Origin of the sequence: Micromonospora sp. CPCC 205739 (assembly GCF_036906795.1) — a bacterium.
Classification (GTDB): domain Bacteria; phylum Actinomycetota; class Actinomycetes; order Mycobacteriales; family Micromonosporaceae; genus Micromonospora.
This window is the reverse complement of record NZ_JBAKHS010000004.1, coordinates 36,034-56,660: the sequence shown is the minus strand read 5'-3', so window position 1 is coordinate 56,660 and position 20,627 is coordinate 36,034. Positions and strand designations below refer to the sequence as shown.

The window sequence follows — 20,627 nt, the reverse complement described above, 5'->3', positions numbered from 1 at the left end:
TCCCCCGATCCGGCACCGGATTCCATGATCGGGTAGCAATTGCCGACGCGACACGCCGACGTCCTTGTCGGTAAGTGCTACCCGATCATGGCCTGCCGCTCAACAGCGGCGCTGCGCGGAGGGCGGGTCTCCCCGTGGGGGTGGCGCTCCGGCGAGCAGCCAGTGATGGGGCGTCCGGCCTCCGGTCGCCAGGGGCGGGAGGGTGGTCAGTCCCAGTGGGGTGGGCGCTCGGCGAGCAGCCAGTCGTCGTTGCCGCCGGTGCGCTCGCCCCAGCCGTGGTCGGTGTCGTCGACCGTCTGCTCGGGCAGCACCACGAATTCCTCGCTGAGATCGACGGCGCGGTCGTCGTCGCGCACGCCCCGGTCCTCGATGCTCACGAGCGGCAACACTAGCGCAGGCTGCGCCCGCCCTGACGGCACCGCACGGACCGGTCGCCCGGCCCGACCGACCGCAGCGCGTGCGGCTTCCGGCCGGTGTCGCGGTACAGGCCTGCGTCGCCGCGTCGGGCGGCCGACCGGTCGCGGCGTTGGTAGCGTCGGACGACGTGACGACGCCCAGCGGTGCCAGCTCCGAGGACGAGTCCTGGCGACGGCCGCCCGAGTACACCGAGCCGACGCCGCCCGGCACCGACCGGACGACGCCCGGCGCCGACGCGGCAACGCTGCGGCCGGACGCGGGCGCAACGGCGGGCAGCGCCGGGCCGACCTCACCGTCGCCGTGGGCGGCTCCGACGGGCGTACCACCGGCGCCGGTTCCGGTGCAGCCGGCCGCGCGGCCCGACGGGGGTTACGCCGGACCGCCGCCGACCACCCCGCCGCCGCCCGGGTGGCGGCCGCCGGTGCAACTGCAGGCCACCCCGCCCCGGGCGCTGCCCCCACAGGACATGGAGGCGATGGACGCGGCGGAGCAGCGCGCGCAGCGGGTGACCTACTCGGTCGCCGGGGTGGCCGGGGCGGTGTTGCTGGTCCTGCTCTGTCTGCTCTGCTCCCGGGCGATCTTTTGAGTCGGGCGATCGGTCAGAGGGTGTTGCCCCAGACGGACTGGGCGCCCGTGTCACCGGTCAGCACGACGTAGAACACCGCGAACACCGACAGCACCACGATGACGCCGGTGAGCAGCCAGGTGATCCAGGACGGCAGGCGCGGGGTACGCACCCGGCCGCTGGTCAGCGCCAGCAGCACCAGGGCGGCCACGGCGAGCCCTATGGTGAGCCAGAGCGTCCTGTCGCCGTACTCGGAATGCTCCTCGATCTTGGCCAGCAGCTGGGGCGGGTAGCCCTTGCCCTTCAGGAACTCCTCGAACGCCTCGCCGGACTCGGTCGCGACCCAGGCGATCACCGGCGTCACCACGGACAGGATCCCCACCGCCCAACCGAGCCGGGGCCGCCAGCGGGGCACCAACCCGTACGCGGAGGCGAGCAGTGCCAACAGCGGGACGAACACCACCGCCGCGTGGATCACCAGGATGTGGCCCGGCAGCCCGTTGATCTCCTTGAACACCGACACCTCCGACGATGGATGCGGTTGGACGCAGAAGCGTACGCCGATCCATCGGTCGCAGCACGCCCCCGATCGGACACACGCGGTGTCCGCCGGTCCGGTTCACGCACGTCGATAACCGCGGTGAGCTGTGGCCGGGGCCACGTGCCGCCGGGTTCACTTGTCGGCCCGGTTACCCCGTGCTGTCATTGCCTCATGTCCACTGGTGAGGAGCTGCTCCGGTCGAGGGGCCTACGGGTCACCCGGCCGCGCCTCGCCGTCCTGGACGTGCTGGCCGCCGGGGGCCACCTGGAGGTCGACGAGATCACCCGCCGGGTCCGCGAACGCCTCGACTCGGTCTCCACCCAGGCGGTGTACGACGTCCTGGGCGCGCTCTCCCGCGCCGGCCTGTCCCGCCGGATCGAGCCGGCCGGCAGTCCCGCCCGGTACGAGGCCCGGGTCGGCGACAACCACCACCACGTGGTCTGCCGGGGCTGCGGCGAGATCGCCGACATCGACTGCGCCGTCGGTGGCGCCCCCTGCCTCGACCCGAACACCGCCCACGGCTTCGAGATCGACGAGGCGGAAGTGACCTTCTGGGGGCTCTGCCCCACCTGCCAGGCCCGCCGCTCCGCCGACGAGTGACCGCGATGCCCCGACGACCCGGTCGGGCCGGAGCGTCCGTGGCACTCTTGGGCGGTGGACTCCGACGACATCGGCCTCTTCGGTCCGGGATCGGTCACGTGGAAGGTGCACGACGAGCCGGTCCTGATCGTCGCCGGCCTGCGCTCTCTCTATCTGCAGGCGTTGCATCCCCGGGCGATGGCCGGGGTGGCGCAGAACAGCAACTACCGCCGCGACGCCTGGGGCCGGCTGGTCCGGACCGCCACCTACGTCGGCACCGTCATCTACGGCACCACCGCCGAGGCGGAGGCGGCCGGTCGGCGGCTGCGCACGCTGCACGCCCGGATGCGCGCCACCGACCCGTCCACCGGTGAGGAGTTCCGGATCGACGAGCCGGACCTGCTGCGCTGGGTGCACGTCACCGAGGTCGAGTCGTTCGTCAGCACCGCCCGCCGGGCGGGGCTGCCGCTGACCGACGCCGAGGTGGACGGCTACTACGCCGAGCAGCGACGGGCCGCCGCGCTGGTCGGGCTCGACCCGGCCGAGGTGCCCGGCAGCGCCGCCGAGGTGGCCGACTACTACCGCGCGGTGCGGCCCGAGCTGCGGATGACGAAGGAGGCGGCGGAGACCGCCCTGTTCCTGACCGCGCCGCCGATCCCGTGGAAGTTGAGCCTGCCGGCCCGGCTGGGCCTGAGCCTCGGGCCGCCCCGCTGGGCGTACCTGGGCATCGCCGGCACCGCGCTCGGGCTGCTGCCGCCCTGGGCGCGGCGGTTGTACGGCGGCCTGGGCCTGCCCACCACCGCGCTCTCGGCCGACCTGGGCGTCCGCGCGCTACGCCTCGCCCTGGCCGCGCTGCCCCGCGACTGGCGGGAGGGCCCGATGCAGCAGGCAGCCAAGGAACGGGCCGCCCGGCTCACCGCGACGGCCGCCTGATCCCCGACGCCGCGTCCGCCCGCCGCCGGCTCGGCGTTGCCGGCCGCAATCAGCGCAGGCGCTGACCGTCGAGCGCAGAGCCGGCACACCCTGGTGAGCGACATGCCTGAGCGGAATATTTATGCCTGACAGGCATATCGCTCATGCCCAAGTCCTGCGGCACGGGCGTCACCGGGCGTTCCCGCCTCAGCTCCCGCCGTCGGCAACGGCGGAGGCGTCGGGTGTGGCCGGGCGGTCCATCGCCGCCCACGGCTCACGGCCGGGGACCTGCGCCCCCACCGGGCAGTTGCGACGGTAGTCGCACCAGCCGCAGCGCGGCCCGGCGACCGGCGGGAACGCCTCGTCGGGGTCGCCCCCGTCGGCGACGGCCCGCTCGGCGGCCATGATGTCGCGCGCGGTGTCCTCGGCGCGGGAGAGCTGCCGGGCCAGCGACTCGGCGGTGTGGTCGTGCGCGGCGACCGTCCCGGTGGGCAGGTGGTGCAGCTCCACCCGGCGGCACGGCCGGCGGAACGTCCGCTCGGCGGCGTACGCGTACAGCGCCAGCGCCTGCGAGCCCCGGGCGTCGTCGGTGTCCAGGCCGGTGCGGCCGGTCTTGTAGTCGACGATGACCAGCTCGGGCCCGTCCGGGCCGAGGCGGGAGTCGATCCGGTCGGCCCGCCCGTTGAAGGCCAGCACGGCCGTGCGGACCGCCACCACCCGCTCCACGCCGAGCGGGTCGGCGCCCGGCTCCAGGGTCTCGACGTACGACTCCAGCCAGCCGAGCGCCCGCCGGTAGGCCTGCCGCTCCTGCTCGTCGTCGCGGTAGCCCTCGCGCACCCAGGTGCCCTTGAGCAGCGCGGCGAGCGCCTCCGGCCGGCGTCGCTCCGGGGCGAGCGCGTACCAGTTCTTCAGGGCGGTGTGCACGCTCGCGCCGAGCGAGTTGTGCGCCCACGGCGGCCCCTTGGGCGGGGCGGGCCGGTCGACGTAGGCGTAGCGGTAGCGCCGGGGGCAGTCCTCGTACGCGCCGAGTTTGCTGGGGGTGCAGACGAAGAGCCGCTCCGGCATGCCCTCGAAGCCCAACTGCTCGGCCTGCTCGGCACGGGGTCGGGGCGGGCCCGCGGATCGTCCAGCGGAGGAGGCTCGTCGCACGGGTCCGATCCTGCCACCCGGATACGACACCGCCGCGCCGGCACCGCCGCCCGGCACCGAGGCGGCACCGAGGCGGCACCGCGGACGAGGGTCAGCTCATGTTCACGTACTGGGTGACGAACGCGGCCACCGCGTCGGCGATGAGCTGCACGGCGATGGCGGCCAGCAGCAGACCGGCGATCCGGGTCAGCACCTCGATGCCGCCGGGCCGCAGGACCTTGACGATGCCGCCGGAGAAGCGCAGCACCACCCAGACGGTGATCATCACCGCGACGATCGCGGCGGCGATGGCGGAGTGGTCGTCGAGCCCGTCGGCCTGCTGCACGAAGAGCATGGTCGCCACGATGGCACCGGGGCCGGCGAGCAGCGGGGTGCCCAGCGGCACCAGCGCGATGTTGGAGGTGACCTGCTGGCTGGGGTCGTCCGCCTTGCCGGTGAGCAGCTCCAGCGCGACCAGCACCAGCAGCAGACCGCCGGCGGCCTGCAACGCCGGCAGGTCGACGTGCAGGTAGTCGAGGAGCGTCTGACCGGCCACCGCGAAGATCACGATCACGCCGAGCGCCAACGCGACCGCCTGCCAGGCGGCCCGGTTGCGGTCACGGGCGGGCAGCGGCCCGGTGAGGGCGAGGAAGATGGGCATCATGCCCGGCGGGTCGACGATTACCAGCAGGGTCACGAAGACCTCACCGAAGAGCTTGAGATCCACCGGATAACCGTAGTCGCGCCGCTGTGGACGGAAACGCGGATCAGCCGGAAGCGACCTCGGTCACCCCGGAGGCCGCCGCGACGAGCCGCTCGTACGCCTCCGGGGCGGTGGTGTGCGCGCCCAGCCGGACGGTCTTGTGCGTGCCGTGGAAGTCCGACGAGCCGGTCACCAGCAGGCCCAGCTCGGCGGCGAGCGCGCGGACGTGCGCGGCCTCGGCCGGGGAGTGGTCCTCGTGGTCGGCCTCCAGGCCGGCCAGCCCGGCCGCGGCCAGGTCGACGATCAGCTCGTCCGGCACGATCCGGCCGCGCCGGGTCGCCCGGGGGTGGGCGAAGACCGGTACGCCGCCGGCCGCCCGGATCAGCTCGACCGCCCGGAACACGTCGATGTCCTCCTTCGGCAGCCGGTAGCGCTCGCCCAGCCAGTCCGCCCCGAACGCCTCGGTGGTGGTGGCGACCAGGCCGGCCCGGATGAGCGCCGCCGCGATGTGCGGCCGGCCGACCGTCCCGCCGCCGGCCGCGGCCATGATCGCCGGCCAGCTGATGTCGACCCCGTCGGCGCGCAGCAGGTCGACGATCCGTTCGCCGCGTACCTCGCGGGCGAGCCGCACCCGGGCCAGTTCGGCGACGAGTTCCGGGTGGTCCGGGTCGAACAGGTACGCGAGCAGGTGCAGCGGGACCGCCGGCTCGACCCCGTGCCACCGACAGGAGATCTCCGCGCCCCGGACCAGCGTGAGGCCGGGCGGCAGCGCCCGTAGCGCCGCGTCCCAGCCGGCGGTGGTGTCGTGGTCGGTGATCGCCACGACGTCCAGCCCGGCCTCGGCGGCGGCGCGGACCAGCTCGGCGGGGCTCAGCGTGCCGTCACTGGCGGTGGAGTGGGTGTGCAGGTCGATCGCCGGGCGCGAGATCACGCTCCGACGCTACCGCCCGCCGGTCAGGACGTGCCGGCGACCACGATCGGGCGCTCGCCCGAGGTGACTCCGCTCAGCATCGTGGTGGAGGCGCGTTCCCCGGCCAGCACCCTGTCGGGGCGGACCCGCACCAGCGCCCCGCCCCGGTCGACGTACGCGGCCGCCGCCCCGCCGCTCCAGGCCACGTCGCCACTGATCGTCGGGCCGGCGGCCCGGGCGGCACCGCCCGAGGCGAGGGCGGCGAGGTCGACCAGGAGCGCTCCGTCCGTCCCGCCCGTGCGGCCGTTGACCAGCAGCCAGCGCCCGTCGCCGGAGACGGCGCCGCGGCCGTCACCGGCCAGGGCCGCGCCGCAGCCGGTGGTGGCCGGGGCGAGATCCGCCGGGTCGAGCACCGCCAGACAGGACCCACCCGGCTCACCGCCGGCGGGGATCCGCCCGACGGGCCGCCCGTCGGGCAGCACGCCGTAGACGTCGAGCAGGCGGCGGCCGCCGTCGGGCAGCGGGCCCGCGCCGGGCCGCCACAGCAGGTGGCCGCCGGCGCGGGAGCGCACCAGGAGGCGGTCGCCGACGAAGCGGACCGGGGTGGCGCCGTGGGTGGCCGCCGTACCGGCGGTGGCGACGAGCCGGTTGGCGACGACGCCGGCCGCGAAGAGCCCGTCGCCGTCCCGCCAGGCGACCTGACGGCCGTCCGGGCTCAGGACGACCGCCTCGGCGCCGGCCAGCAACACCTGCGGGGCGTCGCCGGACGGTACGACCCAGAGGGTGCGCCCGGCCGGGGTCGGTGCCCCCACCAGCAGCCAGCCGCCGTGGTCGGGCAGCCGCTGGGCGCGTTCGACCGGGCCGATGCCCAGGTCGTACCGCTGACCCTCGGGGGTGACCAGGGCACCTCCGAGGATCAGCTCGACCTGCCCCTCGGCGGCCGGGGCCGGAGGGGCGGGGGCGACCGGCCAGCTGGTCGCGGTGGCGGAGCCGCGCGGGTCGCCGAGCACCACGGTGGGGGTGGTGGGGCGGCCCGGCTGCCCGCCGAGCTGGGCCATCCCGGCGGTGACCGCGGCCGTGGCGACGGCGGCGAGGGAGAGCCCGGCCAGGGTGCGGCGGCGCCGGGCCCGCCGGGCCCGGCCGATGGCCAGCCCCGCCGGATCGGCGGCCAGCGGCGGGATCACGGCGACCCGGCGGGAGAAGGTCTCCCGCAGCGCCCGCTCCAGGTCGTCCTGCGTCACAGCCATTGGACGCTCCGGGCCGCCGGTCTGGTTGTCCCGGGCGGCCGGGGTCGGCTTCACCGGGTCTCCACGGGCACGGCCGCCCGGTGACGGGTGGGGGCGGTGGTGGGCACCGCGCCGGTCGGCACGTCCCGACCGGCGCCGGGACCGAGGGCCTCCGCCGGCCGGCGCGTGCTCCCGGCCGTCCGCTGCGGTCGCGCGCTCCGCCCGTCGGCGGTTTCCGGGGGTACGACGGCAGCCGCCGTCGAGGACGCGGGCCGCCCGCCGGCCGGGGTCGCCACCTCGGGCAGTTCCCGGGCCGCCTCCTCGCCGAGTCGACGGCGCAGCGTGGCCAGCGCGCGGGAGGTCTGGCTCTTCACCGTGCCCGGCGAGATCTCCAGCAGCGCGGCGGTCTGCGCCTCCGACATGTCCTCGTAGAAGCGGAGCACCAGCACGGCCCGCTGCCGGGCGGGCAGCGCGGTCAGGTGCCGCCAGAGCACGTCCCGGTCGAGCTGCTGCTCGATCTCGTCGACCCCGGCCCGCTCGGGCAGCACCTCGGTGGGGCGTTCACCGTGCCAGCGCCGGCGCCACCAACTGGTCGAGGTGTTGACCATGACCCGCCGCGCGTACGGCTCGATCGCGTCGATCCCGCCGAGCCGCTTGCACGCCAGGTACGTCTTGGTCAGCGCGGTCTGGAGCAGGTCCTCGGCGGTGGCCCAGTCCCCCGCCAGCAGGTACGCGGTGCGCAGCAGGGCACTGGAGCGCGCCGCGACGAACTCGCGGAACTCCTCCTCGAGCGGATCCCGCTCGGCCACCCGTCACCTCCGCACCCTGTTCCTGCAGGCAGGGTGTCATGCGCGGGGCGGCCGGGTCGAGGGCGAAAGGTTCGCCGTTCATCCGATGAACGGACGAAAAGCTTCAGGCCCCGTCGTCGGCCTTGGCCTCGTCGGCCTCCTTGCCCAACCGCGCCTCGACCGCCTGCGGCTCGTACATCTCCTCGACCACACGCAGGTAGAGCTCGTTCGGGTTGGGCAGGTTCTTGATCTCGCGCAGCGCCTGCTCCTGACCGGCCGACTCCAGCACGAAGGTGCCGTAGTTGAGCGCGCGGCCGGTCGGGGTCTGCTCGTACTTCATGTCGGTGACCCGGACCAGCGGCATCATGGCCACCCGGCGGGTGATGATGCCGTTGACCACCATGACCCGCTTGTTGGTGAGGATGAAGCGGTCGTACCACCAGTCGGCGACCCGCCAGGCGACCCAGCCCATCACCGCGAACCAGAGCAGCACCGCGACGGTGGTGAGGGCGCCGACGTCCTGCCCGGCGAGGAAGCCGGAGAGGTAGCCGAGGATGAAGGTCGCGGCGATGCCGACGACGATCGGCGTGGAGAGGTGGATCCAGTGCCGCTTCCACTCGCCCCGGTAGCGCTCGGTGGGGAAGAGGTAGCGGGCGACCAGCGAGCTGGGCTCGTCCTCCAGGGGCAGCACCCGCCGGGGGCCCATCGGCATGCCGGAGGCGTCGACCCGCAGCCCGGCCAGCTCCTCCTCGGAGATGGTGTTCTGCTGGTAGCCGGCCTCCGGGTCGCGCGCCCAGGTCCGCCCGGAGCGGCCCTCACCGGCGTACGCCGGCCCGTCGCCGTAGCCGATGTCGTCCGAAAGGGACGGCCCGTCGGAGAGACCCGGGCCCGAGCCGAAGCCGGGACCGTCGTCGGGACGGACCCGCGGGATCGGCTCGGTGTCCCGCTCCCGGCGCTCCCGGTCGGGATCGTCGGGATCGAACGGGGGTCCGGAGGGGCTGCCCATGGGCGGTCAGGCGACGAGGCTGGTGAAGAAGTCGCCGAAGCCCTGGGCGATGTCCATGATGCCGCCGCCGAGCGACTTGAAGACGTCCGCGGCGGAGTTCGGCCGGTAGGCGACGAAGAAGATCAGGAACGCGACGCCGGCCCAGGTGAGGACCTTCTTGACCATAGCGGGCCATCCTCTCGCGCGGGGCCGGGTCCGTTTACCGCAGCGGCACCCAGAGTATCAGTATGGTGTCGTACAGTGAATATCCGCGTCTGTTCCCTGACATGTCCGTCAGGGCGGTCAGGCCCTGCCGTGCAGGTTGGGAGACGGCGCGCCGTACACGAGCTCGGGCGGTGTCCACTCGGAAAGGTCGTGCAGGACGACGTCTTCCGCGAGGAGGTGACCCGCGCTCGCCGGCCAGGCTATCGCATGGAGCCACATTCCCCGAGCCTCGCCGGCGTACGCGCTTCGATCCGCCGCGGAATTCACCAGCCACAGTGGAGTCGGATGGCCGCCGACCCTGATCCGGGCCGGTTCGACGTGCTCCGGGTGACCCGGACCGGGGCCGGGGCCGGTGAGCGCCTCCGCGAGTTCCGGTCCCGGGTCCGGTCCGGACACACCGGCGAAGCGGGCTCCCAGCCCGACGCCCGGCTCCTCGGCCACCAGCAGGAGTTCCGCCGGTCCCCCGCCCAGCGGCGCGGGCCCGGCGCAGGCGAGCGCCGTGGCCCGCACGCCGGAGGCGTCGTCCCCGGCCCAGCCGACCCCGGTCACCGTCCAGCCCGTCGGCAGCGGCCACGGGCACCAGAGCGGCACGGTGGGCCGTTCCGCCTTCTCGTCGGCGAGGACGCGGTCCACCACGCTCGCCATGATCTCGGCTCCGATGTGCTCCGGGACGTGCAGCGGCGCCACCGGCCCGCACCGCACGCACCGCGACTCGGGATGCATCAGGTCGGGGGGCCGGACCTGCCCGGCGCACCTCGGACAACTCACCACGACACTCACATCCCCACCGTGGCCCCCGTCACCCGCGGCGTCAAGCGGAGCGGCCGTTTCCCCCGCCGACCGGCGGACGATCAGGCGGGCGGCGGGCCGGCGTGCGCCCGGATCCAGGCGTGCATGGCGATGCCGCTGGCCACACCGGCGTTGATCGACCGGGTCGAGCCGTACTGGGCGATGGAGAAGAGCTGGTCGCAGGCGGCGCGGGCCGGGTCGGACAGACCCGGTCCCTCCTGGCCGAAGAGGAGCACGCAGCGGCGGGGCAGGGTGGTGGTCTCCAGCGGACGGGAGCCGGGCAGGTTGTCGATGCCCACCACCGGCAGGTCCCGCCCGGCGGCCCAGGCGACGAACTCCTCGATCGTCGGGTGGTGCCGCACGTGCTGGTAGCGGTCGGTCACCATGGCGCCGCGCCGGTTCCACCGGCGCAGCCCGACGATGTGCACCTCGGCGGCGAGGAAGGCGTTGGCGTTGCGGACCACCGTGCCGATGTTGAAGTCGTGCTGCCAGTTCTCGATCGCCACGTGGAAGTCGTGCCGGCGCTCGTCCAGGTCGGCGACGACGGCCTCGCGCCGCCAGTACCGGTAGCGGTCGACGACGTTGCGCCGGTCGCCGGCGGCGAGCAGCTCCGGGTCGTACCGCGGGTCGTCCGGCGAGTCGCCGGGCCACGGTCCGACACCCACGTCGAGCTGGTCCTCGGTCACGGTCACAAGAGGGTACGGCCGGTCGCAGGGCGGCTCGCGACCGCCCCGGTCACCGCAGCCCCAGGGCCCCGCCGAGCCGGTCCAGCAGCCGCCGGTCGGCGGGCCCGGGCGGATCGCCGGCCCGGCAGACCCGGGCGGCCACCGACTCCACCCACTGCCGGTACGCGGCCGAGTCGGCCGGGTCCGCCCGCCGGTGGAGTACGCGTACCACGGCTCGGCAGGTGGCCAGCAGGTCGACCAGGTCGGTGAGGTGGTCGGCCTGGGCCGTCGTGCCGTCGTGGCGGGCGTAGATCGCGGCGACGACGGCGCGGACCAGGTCGCTGTCGGAGGCCCGGCCGGCGGCCACCGCGTCGAGCCCGGCGAGCCCGGCGGCGACGCCCCGGGGCGGTCGACCGGGAGCGGGCGAGGCGGCGGCCACGAGGACCCGGCCGGGCAGGGTGGTGAGCAGGTCCCACTCGGCGGCGGAGTAGACGGCGGTGGTCAGCGGTGCGGCACGACGTCCGGCAGAGGGCGGCTCTCCGGCGAGGGAGTGGCTCATCAGGACCTCCGGCGCCAGCATATGCCCCGGATCGCGAAAAGGGCCCCTTCCCGACCAGAACGTGGTGGGAAGGGGCCCGGTCCGGGCCTGCGGTCAGCGGGGCTCGGGGAAGCTCGGCCGCTCCGGGTCGACGCCGTCCGGCACGGCCGCGGCGGCGTACTCCTTCTTGGGGACCATGACCTTGCGCCGGAAGACGCAGACCAGGGTGCCGTCCTGGTTGTAGCCGCGGGTCTCCACCGCCACGACGCCCCGGTCCGGCTTCGAGCCGGACTCGCGCTTGTCCAGCACGGTGGTCTCGCCGTAGATGGTGTCGCCGTGGAAGGTCGGCGCGACGTGTCGCAGCGACTCGACCTCCAGGTTGGCGATCGCCTTGCCGCTGACGTCCGGCACGGACATGCCGAGCAGCAGCGAGTAGATGTAGTTGCCGACCACGACGTTGCGCTTGAACTGGCTCGCCGACTCGGCGTAGTGCGCGTCCATGTGCAGCGGGTGGTGGTTCATGGTGAGCAGGCAGAAGAGGTGGTCGTCGTACTCGGTGACGGTCTTGCCGGGCCAGTGCCGGTAGACCGCGCCGACCTCGAACTCCTCGAAGTAGCGGCCGAACTGCATCCTTGTCCCCTTCGACGGGCGGCGATGGAGTTCGGCACAGCATGCCTTACCGGTGGTTAAGGCGATGACGGGGGCGGAGGCGGAGTGGAAATGTCACACCGGTCGCATCCGGGGGGAGACGCAATGAGCGGCGGGGCCCTCCCCGGCACCCGCCGCCCACGCTCTGATGCCAGAGATTCTGCCGTACGCATGGGACACACCGACAGAGACGGGCATCACATTTACCTTTTTGTGACATCACCCTGCGTGACCGACGACGCGGTGTTGCGCGATCTTCAGCGGGGAATCGCACCTTGTCAAGGCCCAATTTGCCTATTCGCAGTGCCAACTCGTGCCGATCTCCTTGGAAACGCTCCCATCACCCGAGGTGACGCAAGTGCGTGTTGCACTTGCGCTCCGCAGGACGGGGAGCGACAGATGGACCTCGATGGTCGCCCGGCACCCGAACCGGCCGGGCCGGGCCGCGGCGGTTTCGGCCCGCCCGGGCCGGGAATGGAACCGATGTTGCCCTGGTTCTACGGGACGAAAAAGCAAATCCGCTGATCGGAGAGTGCAATGGCAACGGTTGAGCTGACCACGGCCAACTTCGACGAGGTGACCGAGAGCGACGGCATCGTGCTGGTCGACTTCTGGGCCGAGTGGTGCGGTCCGTGCAAGCGGTTCGCCCCGGTCTACGAGCGCTCCTCGGAGAAGCACCCGGACATCGTCTTCGGCAAGGTCGACACCGAGGCGCAGCAGGAGCTGGGCGCCAAGTTCGACATCCGCTCCATCCCGACGATCATGGCGATCCGGGACGGCGTGATCGTGTTCGCCCAGCCGGGCGCCCTGCCCGAGTCGGCCCTGGAGAATCTGATCGAGCAGGTCCAGGCCCTCGACATGGACGACGTGCGCAAGCAGCTCGCCGACCACAAGCACTGAGCACCACCCGCCGACGGCCGGGCCCCCACTGGGGCCCGGCCGTCGCCGTGTTCGCGACACGAAGCGCCGGGACGCACGCGCAGGGTCACCATTCCGCCGCCCCGATCCCGTATCGTCACGACCCGATGGAGACGTTGACCCCCCGCGGCCGCGCGGTCCGGCTGGGCGCGACCGCGCTCGGCCTGGCCCTGCTGCTCGTCGGCACACTCTGGGGGTACGACGACCACTTCCCGTTCGGGCCGTTCCGGATGTACTCCACCTCGGAACCGCCGAACGCGCCCGCCCCCGACACCCGCGTCGAGGGCGTCGACCGCACCGGCACGGTGGTCGCGCTGGGGCAGGACGCCACCGGCATCCGCCGCGCCGAGATCGAGGGCCAGCAGGACCGCTACGCCGCCGACCCGACGCTGCTGCGGCAGGTCGCCGACGCGTACGCCGAGCGCCACCCCGGCGCGCCGCAACTGGTCGAGGTCCGCATCGTGATCCGCTGGTACGGCATCCACCAGGGTCGGCCCACCGGCCGGTGGACCGACGAGACCACCGTGCGCTGGCGGGCGTCCCCGTGACCCGCTGGCTGACCGAGGCGGTCCCGCGCGGCCGGGTGGCCGCCTTCCGCACCCTGGTCTACCTCTTCGTCGCCGCCGACCTGGTGGTCTTCACCCCCTGGGTACGCACCCGGGTCGACGTCCCCGGCGAGCTGTACCAGCCGCTGCTGATCGGCCGGCTGCTCCCGCTGCCCACCCCGACCCCCACCCTGGTCGCGGCGATCTTCTGGACGCTGCTGCCGCTGGCCCTGCTCGCCGCCACCGGCCGCGCGCCCCGGCTGCTCGGCTGGACGGTCTTCGCGCTCTACTTCGAGTGGATGATCATCGCGATGAGCTACGGGAAGGTCGACCACGACCGGATCGGGTTCCTCGTCGCGCTGGCCGCCCTGCCCACCGCCGGCCGCGCCCGGCACGGCGACCCGACCCGCACCGAGGCCGGCGGCTGGGCGCTGCGGATCACCCAGCTCGCCGTGATCTGCACGTACTTTCTCGCGGCGTGGGCCAAGCTGCGCTTCGGCGGGCTGGACTGGGCGACCGGCTCGGTGCTCGCCCGGGCCATCATCCGGCGCGGCACCGACCTCGCCGACCTGATCGCCCAGGTGCCGTACCTGCTGCTCGTCGCCCAGTTCGGCATCCTCGCCTTCGAGTTCCTCAGCCCCGTGGTGTTCCTGCTGCCCGAGCGCTGGCGGCTGGCCACGGTCGGATTCTTCTACTCGTTCCACCTGGTGACCATCGCGACGATCACCATCTCGTTCGCGCCGCACCTGGTGGCGATGACGAGCTTCCTGCCGCTGGAGCGGGTCCGCCCGGTGGTGTGGGCCCGCGGCCTGGTCACCCGTCGCCGGGACGGCGCCGCGCCGACCGGGCGGGCACCGGACGACCGGGTGCCGGACGACGACGTACCCGGTGCGGCGCCGCCGTTGGCCGGACCGGCACCGGCGGTCGGCCCCGCCACGTCGTAGTCGAGCGACGCCGGGGCCGGCGGTCAGGCGTCGGTGGTGGGGCGGCCGCTCGGGCCGTAGAGGCGCTCCCGGGCCTCCTGGGGCAGCGAGCAGGCGGCGGTGCCGCCGGGCAGCCGGTGTCGGTTGCGGGCCACCCAGCGGTACGCGGGCCAGGCGGTGAGGCGTACCGGCGGGAGGCGCAGACCCGCGCCGGCCACCCGCCAGACCGGACCGCTGTCGCCGAGCAGCCGCGCGATGGCGTCCGGCCCGGCGGCGCGGGAGCCGTCGGCGCCGACCCACTGCACCGCCTCCTCGCACTCGGCCTCCGTCAACCCGAGGGCGTCGAGGTCGGCGAACTGCCACGGCACCACACGGGCACCGGTCGGGATGCGCCGCTCGATGAACTCGGCGCAGCGGGTGCAGAACGCGCAGTCCCCGTCGTAGACGAAGGTCGACCTCTCCATGCCCCCATCCTCCACCCGGCGCGGCGGGCGCGGGAGCCGGTGTCCGGCGCGTCACTTGCGCTCTTCTCGTACACGTGTTCGAATGATGGTCATGCGCTGGGAGAACCTCTCCGCTCCCCCGGACGAGGGGCATCCCGACGGGTCAGCGCCAGCGACTCCACCCCTGCCGCTGGCGCTGCCCGGCGCGATCGCCCGGACCTTCGACACCCCCGGCTTCGCCGGGATGACCTTCTACGAGGTGCAGGCCAAGTCGATCATCAACAAGGTGCCCGGCACGTCCCGCGTCCCGTTCGAATGGACGATCAACCCGTACCGGGGATGCAGTCATGCATGTGTCTACTGCCTGTCCGGTGACACCTCGATCCTGATGGCGGACGGCCGCACGAAGCCGATCAGCGAGTTGGAGCCGGGCGACCGGATCTACGGGACCGAGCAACGCGGCGCCTACCGCCGCTACGTCGTGACCACCGTCCTCGACAAGTGGTCGACGACGAAGCCCGCGTACCGCGTCACTTTGGAGGACGGCACCTCGTTGATCGCCAGCGGTGACCACCGCTTCCTGTCCGAGCGAGGTTGGAAGTACGTCACCGGCGCGATGAACGGCCGCGGGCAGCGCCCCTACCTGACCACCAACAACCGGCTGATCGGCACCGGCCGCTTCGCGACCGGCCCCAAGGAGTCGACCGACTACCGCCGTGGCTATCTCTGCGGCATGGTGCGGGGAGACGCCCACCTCGGCACCCACACCTATCCCTACGGGACCGTGCACCAGTTCCGGTTGGCGCTGATCGACGACGAAGCGTTGCGCAGGACGGAGCGCTACCTCAGCGAGGCCGGTGTCGAGACACATCGCTTCTCCTTCTCGGCCGTCACGCGCAACCGGCAGGCGATGGCTGGCATCCGCACGTCGAAAAAGCGGCACGTCGCAATGATCAGCGAACTGATCCGGTGGCCCGCGGACCCGACCGACGACTGGCGGCTCGGCTTCCTCGCCGGCATCTTCGACGCGGAGGGAAGCTGCAGCCGGGGCGTATTCAGGATCAGCAACGGCGACGATGCGATCCTCGACCAGACGGCGGCGGCCCTGAGCCGGTTCGGCTTCGCGGCCGTGCTGGAGGATCCAGGGCGACCGAACAGGGTGAGACATCTGCGCCTGACCGGCGGTCTGCCGGAGCGGCTCCGCTTCTTCCACCTGACCGATCCCGCCATCACCCGCAAGCGGTCGATCGAGGGGGCCGCCCTGAAGTGTCGGGCCCGGCTCAGGGTGACCGGCATCGAGCCGCTCGGGCTGGAGCTTCCGCTCTGGGACATCACCACCGGCACCGGCGACTTCATCGCGAACGGCGTGGTGAGCCACAACTGCTTTGCGCGCAACACCCACACCTACCTGGACCTCGACGCGGGGGCGGACTTTGACCGGAAGGTGATCGTCAAGGTCAACGCCGGCGAGCTGGTCCGGCGGGAGCTGGCCGCGCCGCGCTGGCGCGGCGCGCACATCGCGATGGGCACCAATGTGGACTGCTACCAGCGGGCCGAGGGGCGCTACCGGCTGCTGCCGCCGATCATCGAGGCGCTGCGCGACTTCGCCAACCCGTTCTCGATCCTGACCAAGGGCACCCTGATCCTGCGGGACCTGCCCCTGTTGCGCCAGGCCGCCGAGGTGACCCGGGTCGGCATCTCGTACTCGGTCGGGTTCGTCGACGAGGCGCTGTGGCGGGCGGTCGAGCCGGGCACGCCGAGCCCGCGCCGGCGGCTCGACGCGGTGCGCGCGCTCACCGACGCGGGTTTCGAGGTGGGCGTGCTGATGGCGCCGATCCTGCCGGGGCTGAGCGACAGCGACGAGTCGATCGAGGCGACGGTGTCGGCGCTCGCCGCGGCCGGGGCCGCCAGCGTGACGCCGATGGCGCTGCACCTGCGCCCCGGCGCCCGCGAGTGGTACGCGCACTGGCTGGCCCGGGAGTACCCGCACCTGGTGCCCCGTTACCGCGAGCTCTACCGGGCCGGCGCGTACACGCCGCAGGCGTACCAGCGGGAGTTGACCGCGCGGGTGCGGATCGCGGCCCGCCGGCACGGGCTGCACCGGGGCGAGCACGGCGACAACCGGCGGCTACCGACCCCGCAGGCTCAGCCCGCCCCCGAGCAGCTCACGCTGCTGTAGCCGGCGGGCAACCGCACCGGTGGGGTTAGAGTCGGCGGGTGCGTAGCGCTCAGCAGATTCTCGCCGACTCGGCCGTGATCGCCGTCGTGGGCGCGTCCCGCGACCCCCGCAAGGCCGCGCACAGCGTGCCCTTGCAGATGCAGCGGTACGGCTGGCGGATCATCCCGGTCAACCCGACGGTGGACGAACTCTTCGGCGAGCGGGCGTACGCCTCGCTGGCCGACATCCCGCACCCGGTGGACCTGGTGGACGTGTTCCGGCCGGCGCAGGACGCGGTGCAGGTGGTCCGGGACGCGGCGGCGATCGGCGCGCCGGCGGTGTGGCTGCAACTGGGCATCGTCTCCACCGAGGCGCGGCGGATCGCCGAGGACGCCGGCATGGACTACGTCGAGGACCGCTGTCTGATCGTGGAGCGCGCCGCCGCCGGCCTGACCCGGCTGGGCTGAGCGCCGGTTCAGCCGGCGGGCTCCTCGGGTCCGAAGATCAGGTCGAGCTGGGCGTCGAGCGCGGCGAGCGCGGTGTCGGTCGGGAAGTGCCCGCCGAGCAGGTAGACGCCGAGTCCTTCCATGAGCGCCAGCAGGCCCACCGCCGCGCGGTCCGGGTCGACCTCGGGGCGGGCGCCGCCCGCGGCCTGCGCGGCCCGGATCTGACCGGCGATGAAGTCCACCAGCCCGGCGGTGTCCTGGTGCAGGCTGGCGGCGACGGCGGGGCGTACGGCGGTGTAGGCGAGGAAGGCCAGGGCCACCCGGCCGTCGGCCCGCCGGGGCTCGTCGAGGGGCAGCACCTCGCCGAGCATGGTCCGCACGAGGGTACGCGGGGACGGGGTCGCGCCGAGCGCGGTGAGGGCCGCGGTCACCCGGGCTTCGTTGTGCTCGCGGACGACGGAGAGCGCGAAGGTCATCATCTCGTCCTTGGTGCGGAAGTAGTGCTGCACCATGCCGGCGGAGACGCCGGCCTCGGCGGCCACGTGCCGCAGGCTGACCGCTTCCAGCCCGTGCTCCGCCGCGACCCGCATCAGCGCGTCGGCGATCTGTGTGCGGCGCTCCCGGTGATCGACCCGCTTCGGCATGGCCCCCATGCTTCCACAATGCGACTGCATTGACACGTCGGCACGCCGCCGTTTACAGTGCGACTGCAATGCAAAAACGGAGGGTGGGGATCATGGGCGAGCACGACCGGAGCGTCGCACCGGTGCTGCTGCGCCGCGCGGTGCGGTACGAGATCGACATGTGGCGCAGCCTCTACCGCTGGCTGCTGCGCCGGCCCGTCGCGTCGACCCCGGGGGCGGAGACGTTCAGCTACGTCGGCGTGGTGAAGCCGATCCTGGGCGTCTTCATCGCCCTCTCCGCGATCGAGATCCCCATCTTCGACCTGATCATCAGCCGTACCGTGCCGTGGCCGTGGGTACGGCACCTCGCGCTCGCGCTCGTGATCTGGGGCCTGCTCTGGATGATCGGGCTCTTCGCCAGCCTGCGCATCCACCCGCACGTCCTCGACGGCGACGGGCTGCGCATCCGCAACGGCACCTCGATCGACGTCACGCTGCCCTGGACGGCCGTCGCCGCCGTGGCGCCCCGGTACCGTTCACTGCCGTCCAGCCGGGCCGTCCAGGTCGAGGAAGGCGATGCCGGGCCGATCCTGCACCTCTCCGCCGGCAGCCAGACCAGCGTCGACGTGTTCCTGCGCGAGCCGCTCTCCCTCACGCTGCCCAAGTGCCCGAGCGCACCGGTCAGCGAGGTCCGCCTCTACGCCGACGACCCGGACGCGCTGGTCGCCTCGGCCCGCCGCCACCTCGGGGCCGCTGTCCCCGACGCGCGGCGCTAGGCCGGCGGGCGGCCGCGCTGGCACTAAGCCCGTACCCTGCGCCCATGCCCCTGCTGCGGACGCCGCGCCTGCGCCTGCCCCCGGCCCGGGACGGGCTCTGGTCGCGCCGCCTGCTCTCCCTGGCCGTCGCCGCAGCGCTCGCGGCGGCGGTGGCCGCGCCACTGCTGTGGGTGTCCCGGTTCGAACTCGACGGGATGGCCTGGGTGGGCTGGCTGATCATCATCGCGCGTCCCCTGGAACGACGCTGGTGGCCACGTCGGGGCGCCCGGCTGGCCTGGACGGCCCGGGTGGCCGGCCGGGACGCGGTCGAGCCCGGGCTGGTGGCCCGCCGGTCGCTGGCCGGCTGGGCGGACCTGGTGGCGGACCTGACCGTGGTGACCGGGGCGGCGGTGGTGATGATCTCGTCCTTCCCGGCCGACCGGGAGGGGGGCCGGATCGTCCGGACGCTGCTGGTCCTCGGCGTGGCGTCGGCATTCGGGTGGATGGCCTACCGGGAGGCACGGTTCACCGGCCGGTTGGCGCTCACCGCCTCGGGCATCCGCTACGGCAGCCGACGGTACGACTGGTCGAACATCGACCGGGTGAGCCTGCACAAGCGGGACGGCCGCCTCAACGGGGTACGCCTGCGGCCAATCAGGTGGCCGTCGCTGGAGCCGGCGCCGGTGGTCGGCGGCCGGGACACCGCGGTACCCGAGCCGCGGCTGGCGGCCGCGATCGAGGAGTACCGGTCGCGCCCGTACGTGCTGGCGGGCGGGCCGGTCACCGCGCCGGAGCCGGCTGCCGAGCCGGCCGGTCGGTGACCGGCGCACCGCCTCAGAGCTTGTACTCCTTGAGCAGGCCCCGGGAGATGATGGTCTTCTGGATCTCCGAGGTGCCCTCGCCGATGAGCAGGAACGGGGCCTCCCGCATCAGCCGCTCGATCTCGTACTCCTTGGAGTAGCCGTAGCCGCCGTGGATGCGGAACGCCTCCTGGACGACCTCGGCGCAGTACTCCGAGGCGAGCAGCTTGGCCATGCCGGCCTCGACGTCGTTGCGCTGGCCGGCGTCCTTGAGCCGGGCGGCGTTGACCATCAGGGCGTGCGCCGCCTCGATCTTGGTACCCATCTCGGCGAGCTTGAAGGCGATGGCCTGGTGCTTCGCGAGCGGCTGGCCGAAGGTGCGGCGCTGCTGGGCGTACTGGACGGCCAGCTCGAAGGCGCGGATGGAGATGCCGCAGGCGCGGGCGGCGACGTTGACCCGGCCGACCTCGATGCCGTCCATCATCTGGTAGAAGCCGCGGCCGACCTTGTCGCCGCCGCCGAGGATGGCGGACTCGGGGACGGTGACGCCGTCGAGGACCATCTCGGTGGTCTCGACGCCCTTGTAGCCCATCTTGTCGATCTTGCCGGGGATGGTCAGGCCGGGGGCGGTCTCGCCGAAGCCGGGCTCCTTCTCCAGCAGGAAGGTGCTCATGTTGCCGTAGACCGACTCGGCGCCGGTGTCGGTCTTGACCAGGGTGGCCACCACCGACGAGTACGCCCCGTTGGTGAGCCACATCTTCTGGCCGTTGAGGACGTAGTTGTCGCCGTCGCGGACCGCCTTCGACTTGATCGCCGAGACGTCGGAGCCGGTCTCCGGCTCGGACATCGAGAACGCGCCGCGCACCTCGCCGGTGGCCATCTTCGGCAGCAGCCGGGCCTTCTGCTCGGCGGAGCCGTGCTGGGAGATCAGGTACGCCACGATGAAGTGGGTGTTGACGATGCCGGAGATCGACATCCAGCCCCGCGACAGCTGCTCGACCACCAGCGCGTAGGTCAGCAGGGACTCGCCCAGGCCGCCGTACTCCTCGTCGATGGTGAGACCGAACAGGCCCATCTCGCGCATCCCGTCGAGGATGTCGGTCGGGTACTCGTCGGCGTGCTCCAGCCGCTGCGCGTGCGGGATGATCTCCTTGTCGGCGAACTCCCGGACGGTTTCCAGGATCGACCGCTGCACGTCGGTCAGGCCGGGCGTCTGGGCGAGTCTGGCCATCTCAGCCTCCGGGGGATCGGCGCATTACTCATGGGTAACTGAACGCTCGGTCAGTATCGGCCCCGGGACCGTTGAGGCCAAGGTGACCAGTCCACACAACCGCTGTGAAAAGGTTCACCGCTGCGGGTAGCGTCCGCAAGAGAGAGCGGCCTTGACCTGCGGCGGA

Annotated in this window: 26 protein-coding genes; 10 read left to right on the top strand and 16 right to left on the bottom strand. The window is 73.2% G+C overall.

Features of this window, described 5'->3' with window-relative positions:
- Nucleotides 1-206 precede the first annotated feature (206 nt).
- Complete coding sequence (locus V6U88_RS08490; RefSeq protein ID WP_334451366.1) at nucleotides 207-377, bottom strand: hypothetical protein; 171 nt, start codon at nucleotides 375-377, stop codon at nucleotides 207-209.
- Between the two features lie 167 nt (nucleotides 378-544).
- On the opposite strand from V6U88_RS08490, the gene V6U88_RS08485 reads away from it, so the two are divergent.
- Nucleotides 545-1,003 (top strand): hypothetical protein, encoded by a 459-nt coding sequence (locus tag V6U88_RS08485; protein WP_334451365.1) that lies wholly within the window; start codon nucleotides 545-547, stop codon nucleotides 1,001-1,003.
- A 13-nt stretch (nucleotides 1,004-1,016) separates the two neighbouring features.
- On the opposite strand, the gene V6U88_RS08480 is transcribed toward V6U88_RS08485, so the two are convergent.
- On the bottom strand, nucleotides 1,017-1,499 hold the full coding sequence (locus tag V6U88_RS08480) for a DUF2231 domain-containing protein (RefSeq protein ID WP_334451364.1): 483 nt from the start codon (nucleotides 1,497-1,499) through the stop codon (nucleotides 1,017-1,019).
- Nucleotides 1,500-1,694: 195 nt separating this feature from the next.
- Here V6U88_RS08480 and V6U88_RS08475 point away from each other — a divergent pair, with 195 nt between their 5' ends.
- Together V6U88_RS08475 and V6U88_RS08470 are read left to right on the top strand one after the other, a co-directional pair.
- Nucleotides 1,695-2,123 (top strand): Fur family transcriptional regulator, encoded by a 429-nt coding sequence (locus V6U88_RS08475; RefSeq protein WP_334451363.1) that lies wholly within the window; start codon nucleotides 1,695-1,697, stop codon nucleotides 2,121-2,123.
- Between the two features lie 54 nt (nucleotides 2,124-2,177).
- Nucleotides 2,178-3,035, top strand: coding sequence for an oxygenase MpaB family protein (locus tag V6U88_RS08470; protein WP_334451362.1), 858 nt, complete (start codon nucleotides 2,178-2,180; stop codon nucleotides 3,033-3,035).
- 186 nt (nucleotides 3,036-3,221) lie between these two features.
- On the opposite strand, the gene V6U88_RS08465 is transcribed toward V6U88_RS08470, so the two are convergent.
- The 11 genes from V6U88_RS08465 to V6U88_RS08415 all read right to left on the bottom strand — a co-directional run bounded on the left by V6U88_RS08465 (nucleotide 3,222) and on the right by V6U88_RS08415 (nucleotide 11,601).
- A complete protein-coding gene (locus V6U88_RS08465; RefSeq protein ID WP_334451361.1) occupies nucleotides 3,222-4,163 on the bottom strand; it encodes a RecB family exonuclease in 942 nt (313 codons plus the stop codon).
- Between the two features lie 91 nt (nucleotides 4,164-4,254).
- Nucleotides 4,255-4,869, bottom strand: a complete 615-nt coding sequence (locus tag V6U88_RS08460; RefSeq protein ID WP_334451360.1) for a MarC family protein — start codon at nucleotides 4,867-4,869, stop codon at nucleotides 4,255-4,257.
- Nucleotides 4,870-4,909: 40 nt separating this feature from the next.
- On the bottom strand, nucleotides 4,910-5,773 hold the full coding sequence (locus tag V6U88_RS08455) for a PHP domain-containing protein (RefSeq protein WP_334451888.1): 864 nt from the start codon (nucleotides 5,771-5,773) through the stop codon (nucleotides 4,910-4,912).
- Nucleotides 5,774-5,799: 26 nt separating this feature from the next.
- A complete protein-coding gene (locus V6U88_RS08450; protein ID WP_334451359.1) occupies nucleotides 5,800-7,002 on the bottom strand; it encodes a hypothetical protein in 1,203 nt (400 codons plus the stop codon).
- A gap of 50 nt (nucleotides 7,003-7,052) precedes the next feature.
- Entirely contained in the window at nucleotides 7,053-7,790 is a 738-nt protein-coding gene (locus V6U88_RS08445; protein ID WP_334451358.1) for a SigE family RNA polymerase sigma factor, read from the bottom strand.
- Between the two features lie 103 nt (nucleotides 7,791-7,893).
- Nucleotides 7,894-8,775 (bottom strand): PH domain-containing protein, encoded by an 882-nt coding sequence (locus tag V6U88_RS08440; protein ID WP_334451357.1) that lies wholly within the window; start codon nucleotides 8,773-8,775, stop codon nucleotides 7,894-7,896.
- 6 nt (nucleotides 8,776-8,781) lie between these two features.
- Nucleotides 8,782-8,940 (bottom strand): hypothetical protein, encoded by a 159-nt coding sequence (locus V6U88_RS08435; RefSeq protein WP_170285364.1) that lies wholly within the window; start codon nucleotides 8,938-8,940, stop codon nucleotides 8,782-8,784.
- A gap of 117 nt (nucleotides 8,941-9,057) precedes the next feature.
- The gene (locus V6U88_RS08430; RefSeq protein ID WP_334451886.1) at nucleotides 9,058-9,747 is read right to left on the bottom strand and encodes a DUF6758 family protein; all 690 of its coding nucleotides are present in this window, start codon (nucleotides 9,745-9,747) and stop codon (nucleotides 9,058-9,060) included.
- A gap of 83 nt (nucleotides 9,748-9,830) precedes the next feature.
- Nucleotides 9,831-10,454, bottom strand: coding sequence for a TrmH family RNA methyltransferase (locus tag V6U88_RS08425; RefSeq protein WP_334451355.1), 624 nt, complete (start codon nucleotides 10,452-10,454; stop codon nucleotides 9,831-9,833).
- 49 nt (nucleotides 10,455-10,503) lie between these two features.
- Nucleotides 10,504-11,013: a hypothetical protein gene (locus V6U88_RS08420; protein ID WP_334451353.1), complete on the bottom strand. Its 510-nt coding sequence runs from the start codon at nucleotides 11,011-11,013 to the stop codon at nucleotides 10,504-10,506.
- Nucleotides 11,014-11,085: 72 nt separating this feature from the next.
- Entirely contained in the window at nucleotides 11,086-11,601 is a 516-nt protein-coding gene (locus V6U88_RS08415) for a MaoC family dehydratase (RefSeq protein ID WP_179802973.1), read from the bottom strand.
- Between the two features lie 555 nt (nucleotides 11,602-12,156).
- Between V6U88_RS08415 and trxA the strand changes: the two genes are divergently transcribed.
- The 3 genes from trxA (at nucleotide 12,157) to V6U88_RS08400 (ending at nucleotide 14,026) form a co-directional block, all read left to right on the top strand.
- Nucleotides 12,157-12,519, top strand: a complete 363-nt coding sequence (trxA, locus tag V6U88_RS08410; protein WP_334451349.1) for a thioredoxin — start codon at nucleotides 12,157-12,159, stop codon at nucleotides 12,517-12,519.
- Nucleotides 12,520-12,644: 125 nt separating this feature from the next.
- Nucleotides 12,645-13,085 (top strand): hypothetical protein, encoded by a 441-nt coding sequence (locus tag V6U88_RS08405; RefSeq protein WP_334451347.1) that lies wholly within the window; start codon nucleotides 12,645-12,647, stop codon nucleotides 13,083-13,085.
- Nucleotides 13,082-14,026 carry an MFS transporter permease gene (locus V6U88_RS08400; protein ID WP_334451345.1) on the top strand — a complete coding sequence of 315 codons (945 nt, stop codon included), beginning with the start codon at nucleotides 13,082-13,084 and terminating at the stop codon, nucleotides 14,024-14,026. The genes V6U88_RS08405 and V6U88_RS08400 overlap by 4 nt, the downstream gene beginning before the upstream one ends.
- Nucleotides 14,027-14,049: 23 nt before the next feature.
- On the opposite strand, the gene V6U88_RS08395 is transcribed toward V6U88_RS08400, so the two are convergent.
- On the bottom strand, nucleotides 14,050-14,469 hold the full coding sequence (locus V6U88_RS08395; RefSeq protein ID WP_334451343.1) for a thiol-disulfide oxidoreductase DCC family protein: 420 nt from the start codon (nucleotides 14,467-14,469) through the stop codon (nucleotides 14,050-14,052).
- Between V6U88_RS08395 and V6U88_RS08390 the strand changes: the two genes are divergently transcribed.
- Together V6U88_RS08390 and V6U88_RS08385 are read left to right on the top strand one after the other, a co-directional pair.
- Nucleotides 14,468-16,627, top strand: coding sequence for an intein-containing Rv2578c family radical SAM protein (locus V6U88_RS08390; protein ID WP_334451341.1), 2,160 nt, complete (start codon nucleotides 14,468-14,470; stop codon nucleotides 16,625-16,627). The genes V6U88_RS08395 and V6U88_RS08390 overlap by 2 nt on opposite strands.
- A gap of 38 nt (nucleotides 16,628-16,665) precedes the next feature.
- Nucleotides 16,666-17,073 (top strand): CoA-binding protein, encoded by a 408-nt coding sequence (locus tag V6U88_RS08385; RefSeq protein ID WP_334451339.1) that lies wholly within the window; start codon nucleotides 16,666-16,668, stop codon nucleotides 17,071-17,073.
- An 8-nt stretch (nucleotides 17,074-17,081) separates the two neighbouring features.
- On the opposite strand, the gene V6U88_RS08380 is transcribed toward V6U88_RS08385, so the two are convergent.
- On the bottom strand, nucleotides 17,082-17,696 hold the full coding sequence (locus V6U88_RS08380; RefSeq protein ID WP_334451337.1) for a TetR/AcrR family transcriptional regulator: 615 nt from the start codon (nucleotides 17,694-17,696) through the stop codon (nucleotides 17,082-17,084).
- Between the two features lie 92 nt (nucleotides 17,697-17,788).
- Here V6U88_RS08380 and V6U88_RS08375 point away from each other — a divergent pair, with 92 nt between their 5' ends.
- Together V6U88_RS08375 and V6U88_RS08370 are read left to right on the top strand one after the other, a co-directional pair.
- Nucleotides 17,789-18,451 (top strand): hypothetical protein, encoded by a 663-nt coding sequence (locus tag V6U88_RS08375; RefSeq protein WP_334451335.1) that lies wholly within the window; start codon nucleotides 17,789-17,791, stop codon nucleotides 18,449-18,451.
- A gap of 44 nt (nucleotides 18,452-18,495) precedes the next feature.
- On the top strand, nucleotides 18,496-19,251 hold the full coding sequence (locus tag V6U88_RS08370; RefSeq protein WP_334451333.1) for a hypothetical protein: 756 nt from the start codon (nucleotides 18,496-18,498) through the stop codon (nucleotides 19,249-19,251).
- 13 nt (nucleotides 19,252-19,264) lie between these two features.
- Here V6U88_RS08370 and V6U88_RS08365 read toward each other — a convergent pair whose 3' ends face one another.
- Nucleotides 19,265-20,461, bottom strand: a complete 1,197-nt coding sequence (locus V6U88_RS08365; protein ID WP_334451331.1) for an acyl-CoA dehydrogenase family protein — start codon at nucleotides 20,459-20,461, stop codon at nucleotides 19,265-19,267.
- Nucleotides 20,462-20,627: the final 166 nt, after the last annotated feature.

What these genes read in the sequence shown, in the direction of transcription:
- V6U88_RS08380 (WP_334451337.1), bottom strand. Translation starts at nt 17,696, where the DNA reads ATGCCGAAGCGGGTCGATCACCGGGAGCGCCGCACACAGATCGCCGAC.
- V6U88_RS08405 (WP_334451347.1), top strand. Translation starts at nt 12,645, where the DNA reads ATGGAGACGTTGACCCCCCGCGGCCGCGCGGTCCGGCTGGGCGCGACC.
- V6U88_RS08390 (WP_334451341.1), top strand. Translation starts at nt 14,468, where the DNA reads ATGCCCCCATCCTCCACCCGGCGCGGCGGGCGCGGGAGCCGGTGTCCG.
- V6U88_RS08370 (WP_334451333.1), top strand. Translation starts at nt 18,496, where the DNA reads ATGCCCCTGCTGCGGACGCCGCGCCTGCGCCTGCCCCCGGCCCGGGAC.
- V6U88_RS08375 (WP_334451335.1), top strand. Translation starts at nt 17,789, where the DNA reads ATGGGCGAGCACGACCGGAGCGTCGCACCGGTGCTGCTGCGCCGCGCG.
- V6U88_RS08435 (WP_170285364.1), bottom strand. Translation starts at nt 8,940, where the DNA reads ATGGTCAAGAAGGTCCTCACCTGGGCCGGCGTCGCGTTCCTGATCTTC.
- V6U88_RS08415 (WP_179802973.1), bottom strand. Translation starts at nt 11,601, where the DNA reads ATGCAGTTCGGCCGCTACTTCGAGGAGTTCGAGGTCGGCGCGGTCTAC.
- V6U88_RS08475 (WP_334451363.1), top strand. Translation starts at nt 1,695, where the DNA reads ATGTCCACTGGTGAGGAGCTGCTCCGGTCGAGGGGCCTACGGGTCACC.
- trxA (WP_334451349.1), top strand. Translation starts at nt 12,157, where the DNA reads ATGGCAACGGTTGAGCTGACCACGGCCAACTTCGACGAGGTGACCGAG.
- V6U88_RS08420 (WP_334451353.1), bottom strand. Translation starts at nt 11,013, where the DNA reads ATGCTGGCGCCGGAGGTCCTGATGAGCCACTCCCTCGCCGGAGAGCCG.
- V6U88_RS08365 (WP_334451331.1), bottom strand. Translation starts at nt 20,461, where the DNA reads ATGGCCAGACTCGCCCAGACGCCCGGCCTGACCGACGTGCAGCGGTCG.
- V6U88_RS08450 (WP_334451359.1), bottom strand. Translation starts at nt 7,002, where the DNA reads ATGGCTGTGACGCAGGACGACCTGGAGCGGGCGCTGCGGGAGACCTTC.
- V6U88_RS08440 (WP_334451357.1), bottom strand. Translation starts at nt 8,775, where the DNA reads ATGGGCAGCCCCTCCGGACCCCCGTTCGATCCCGACGATCCCGACCGG.
- V6U88_RS08395 (WP_334451343.1), bottom strand. Translation starts at nt 14,469, where the DNA reads ATGGAGAGGTCGACCTTCGTCTACGACGGGGACTGCGCGTTCTGCACC.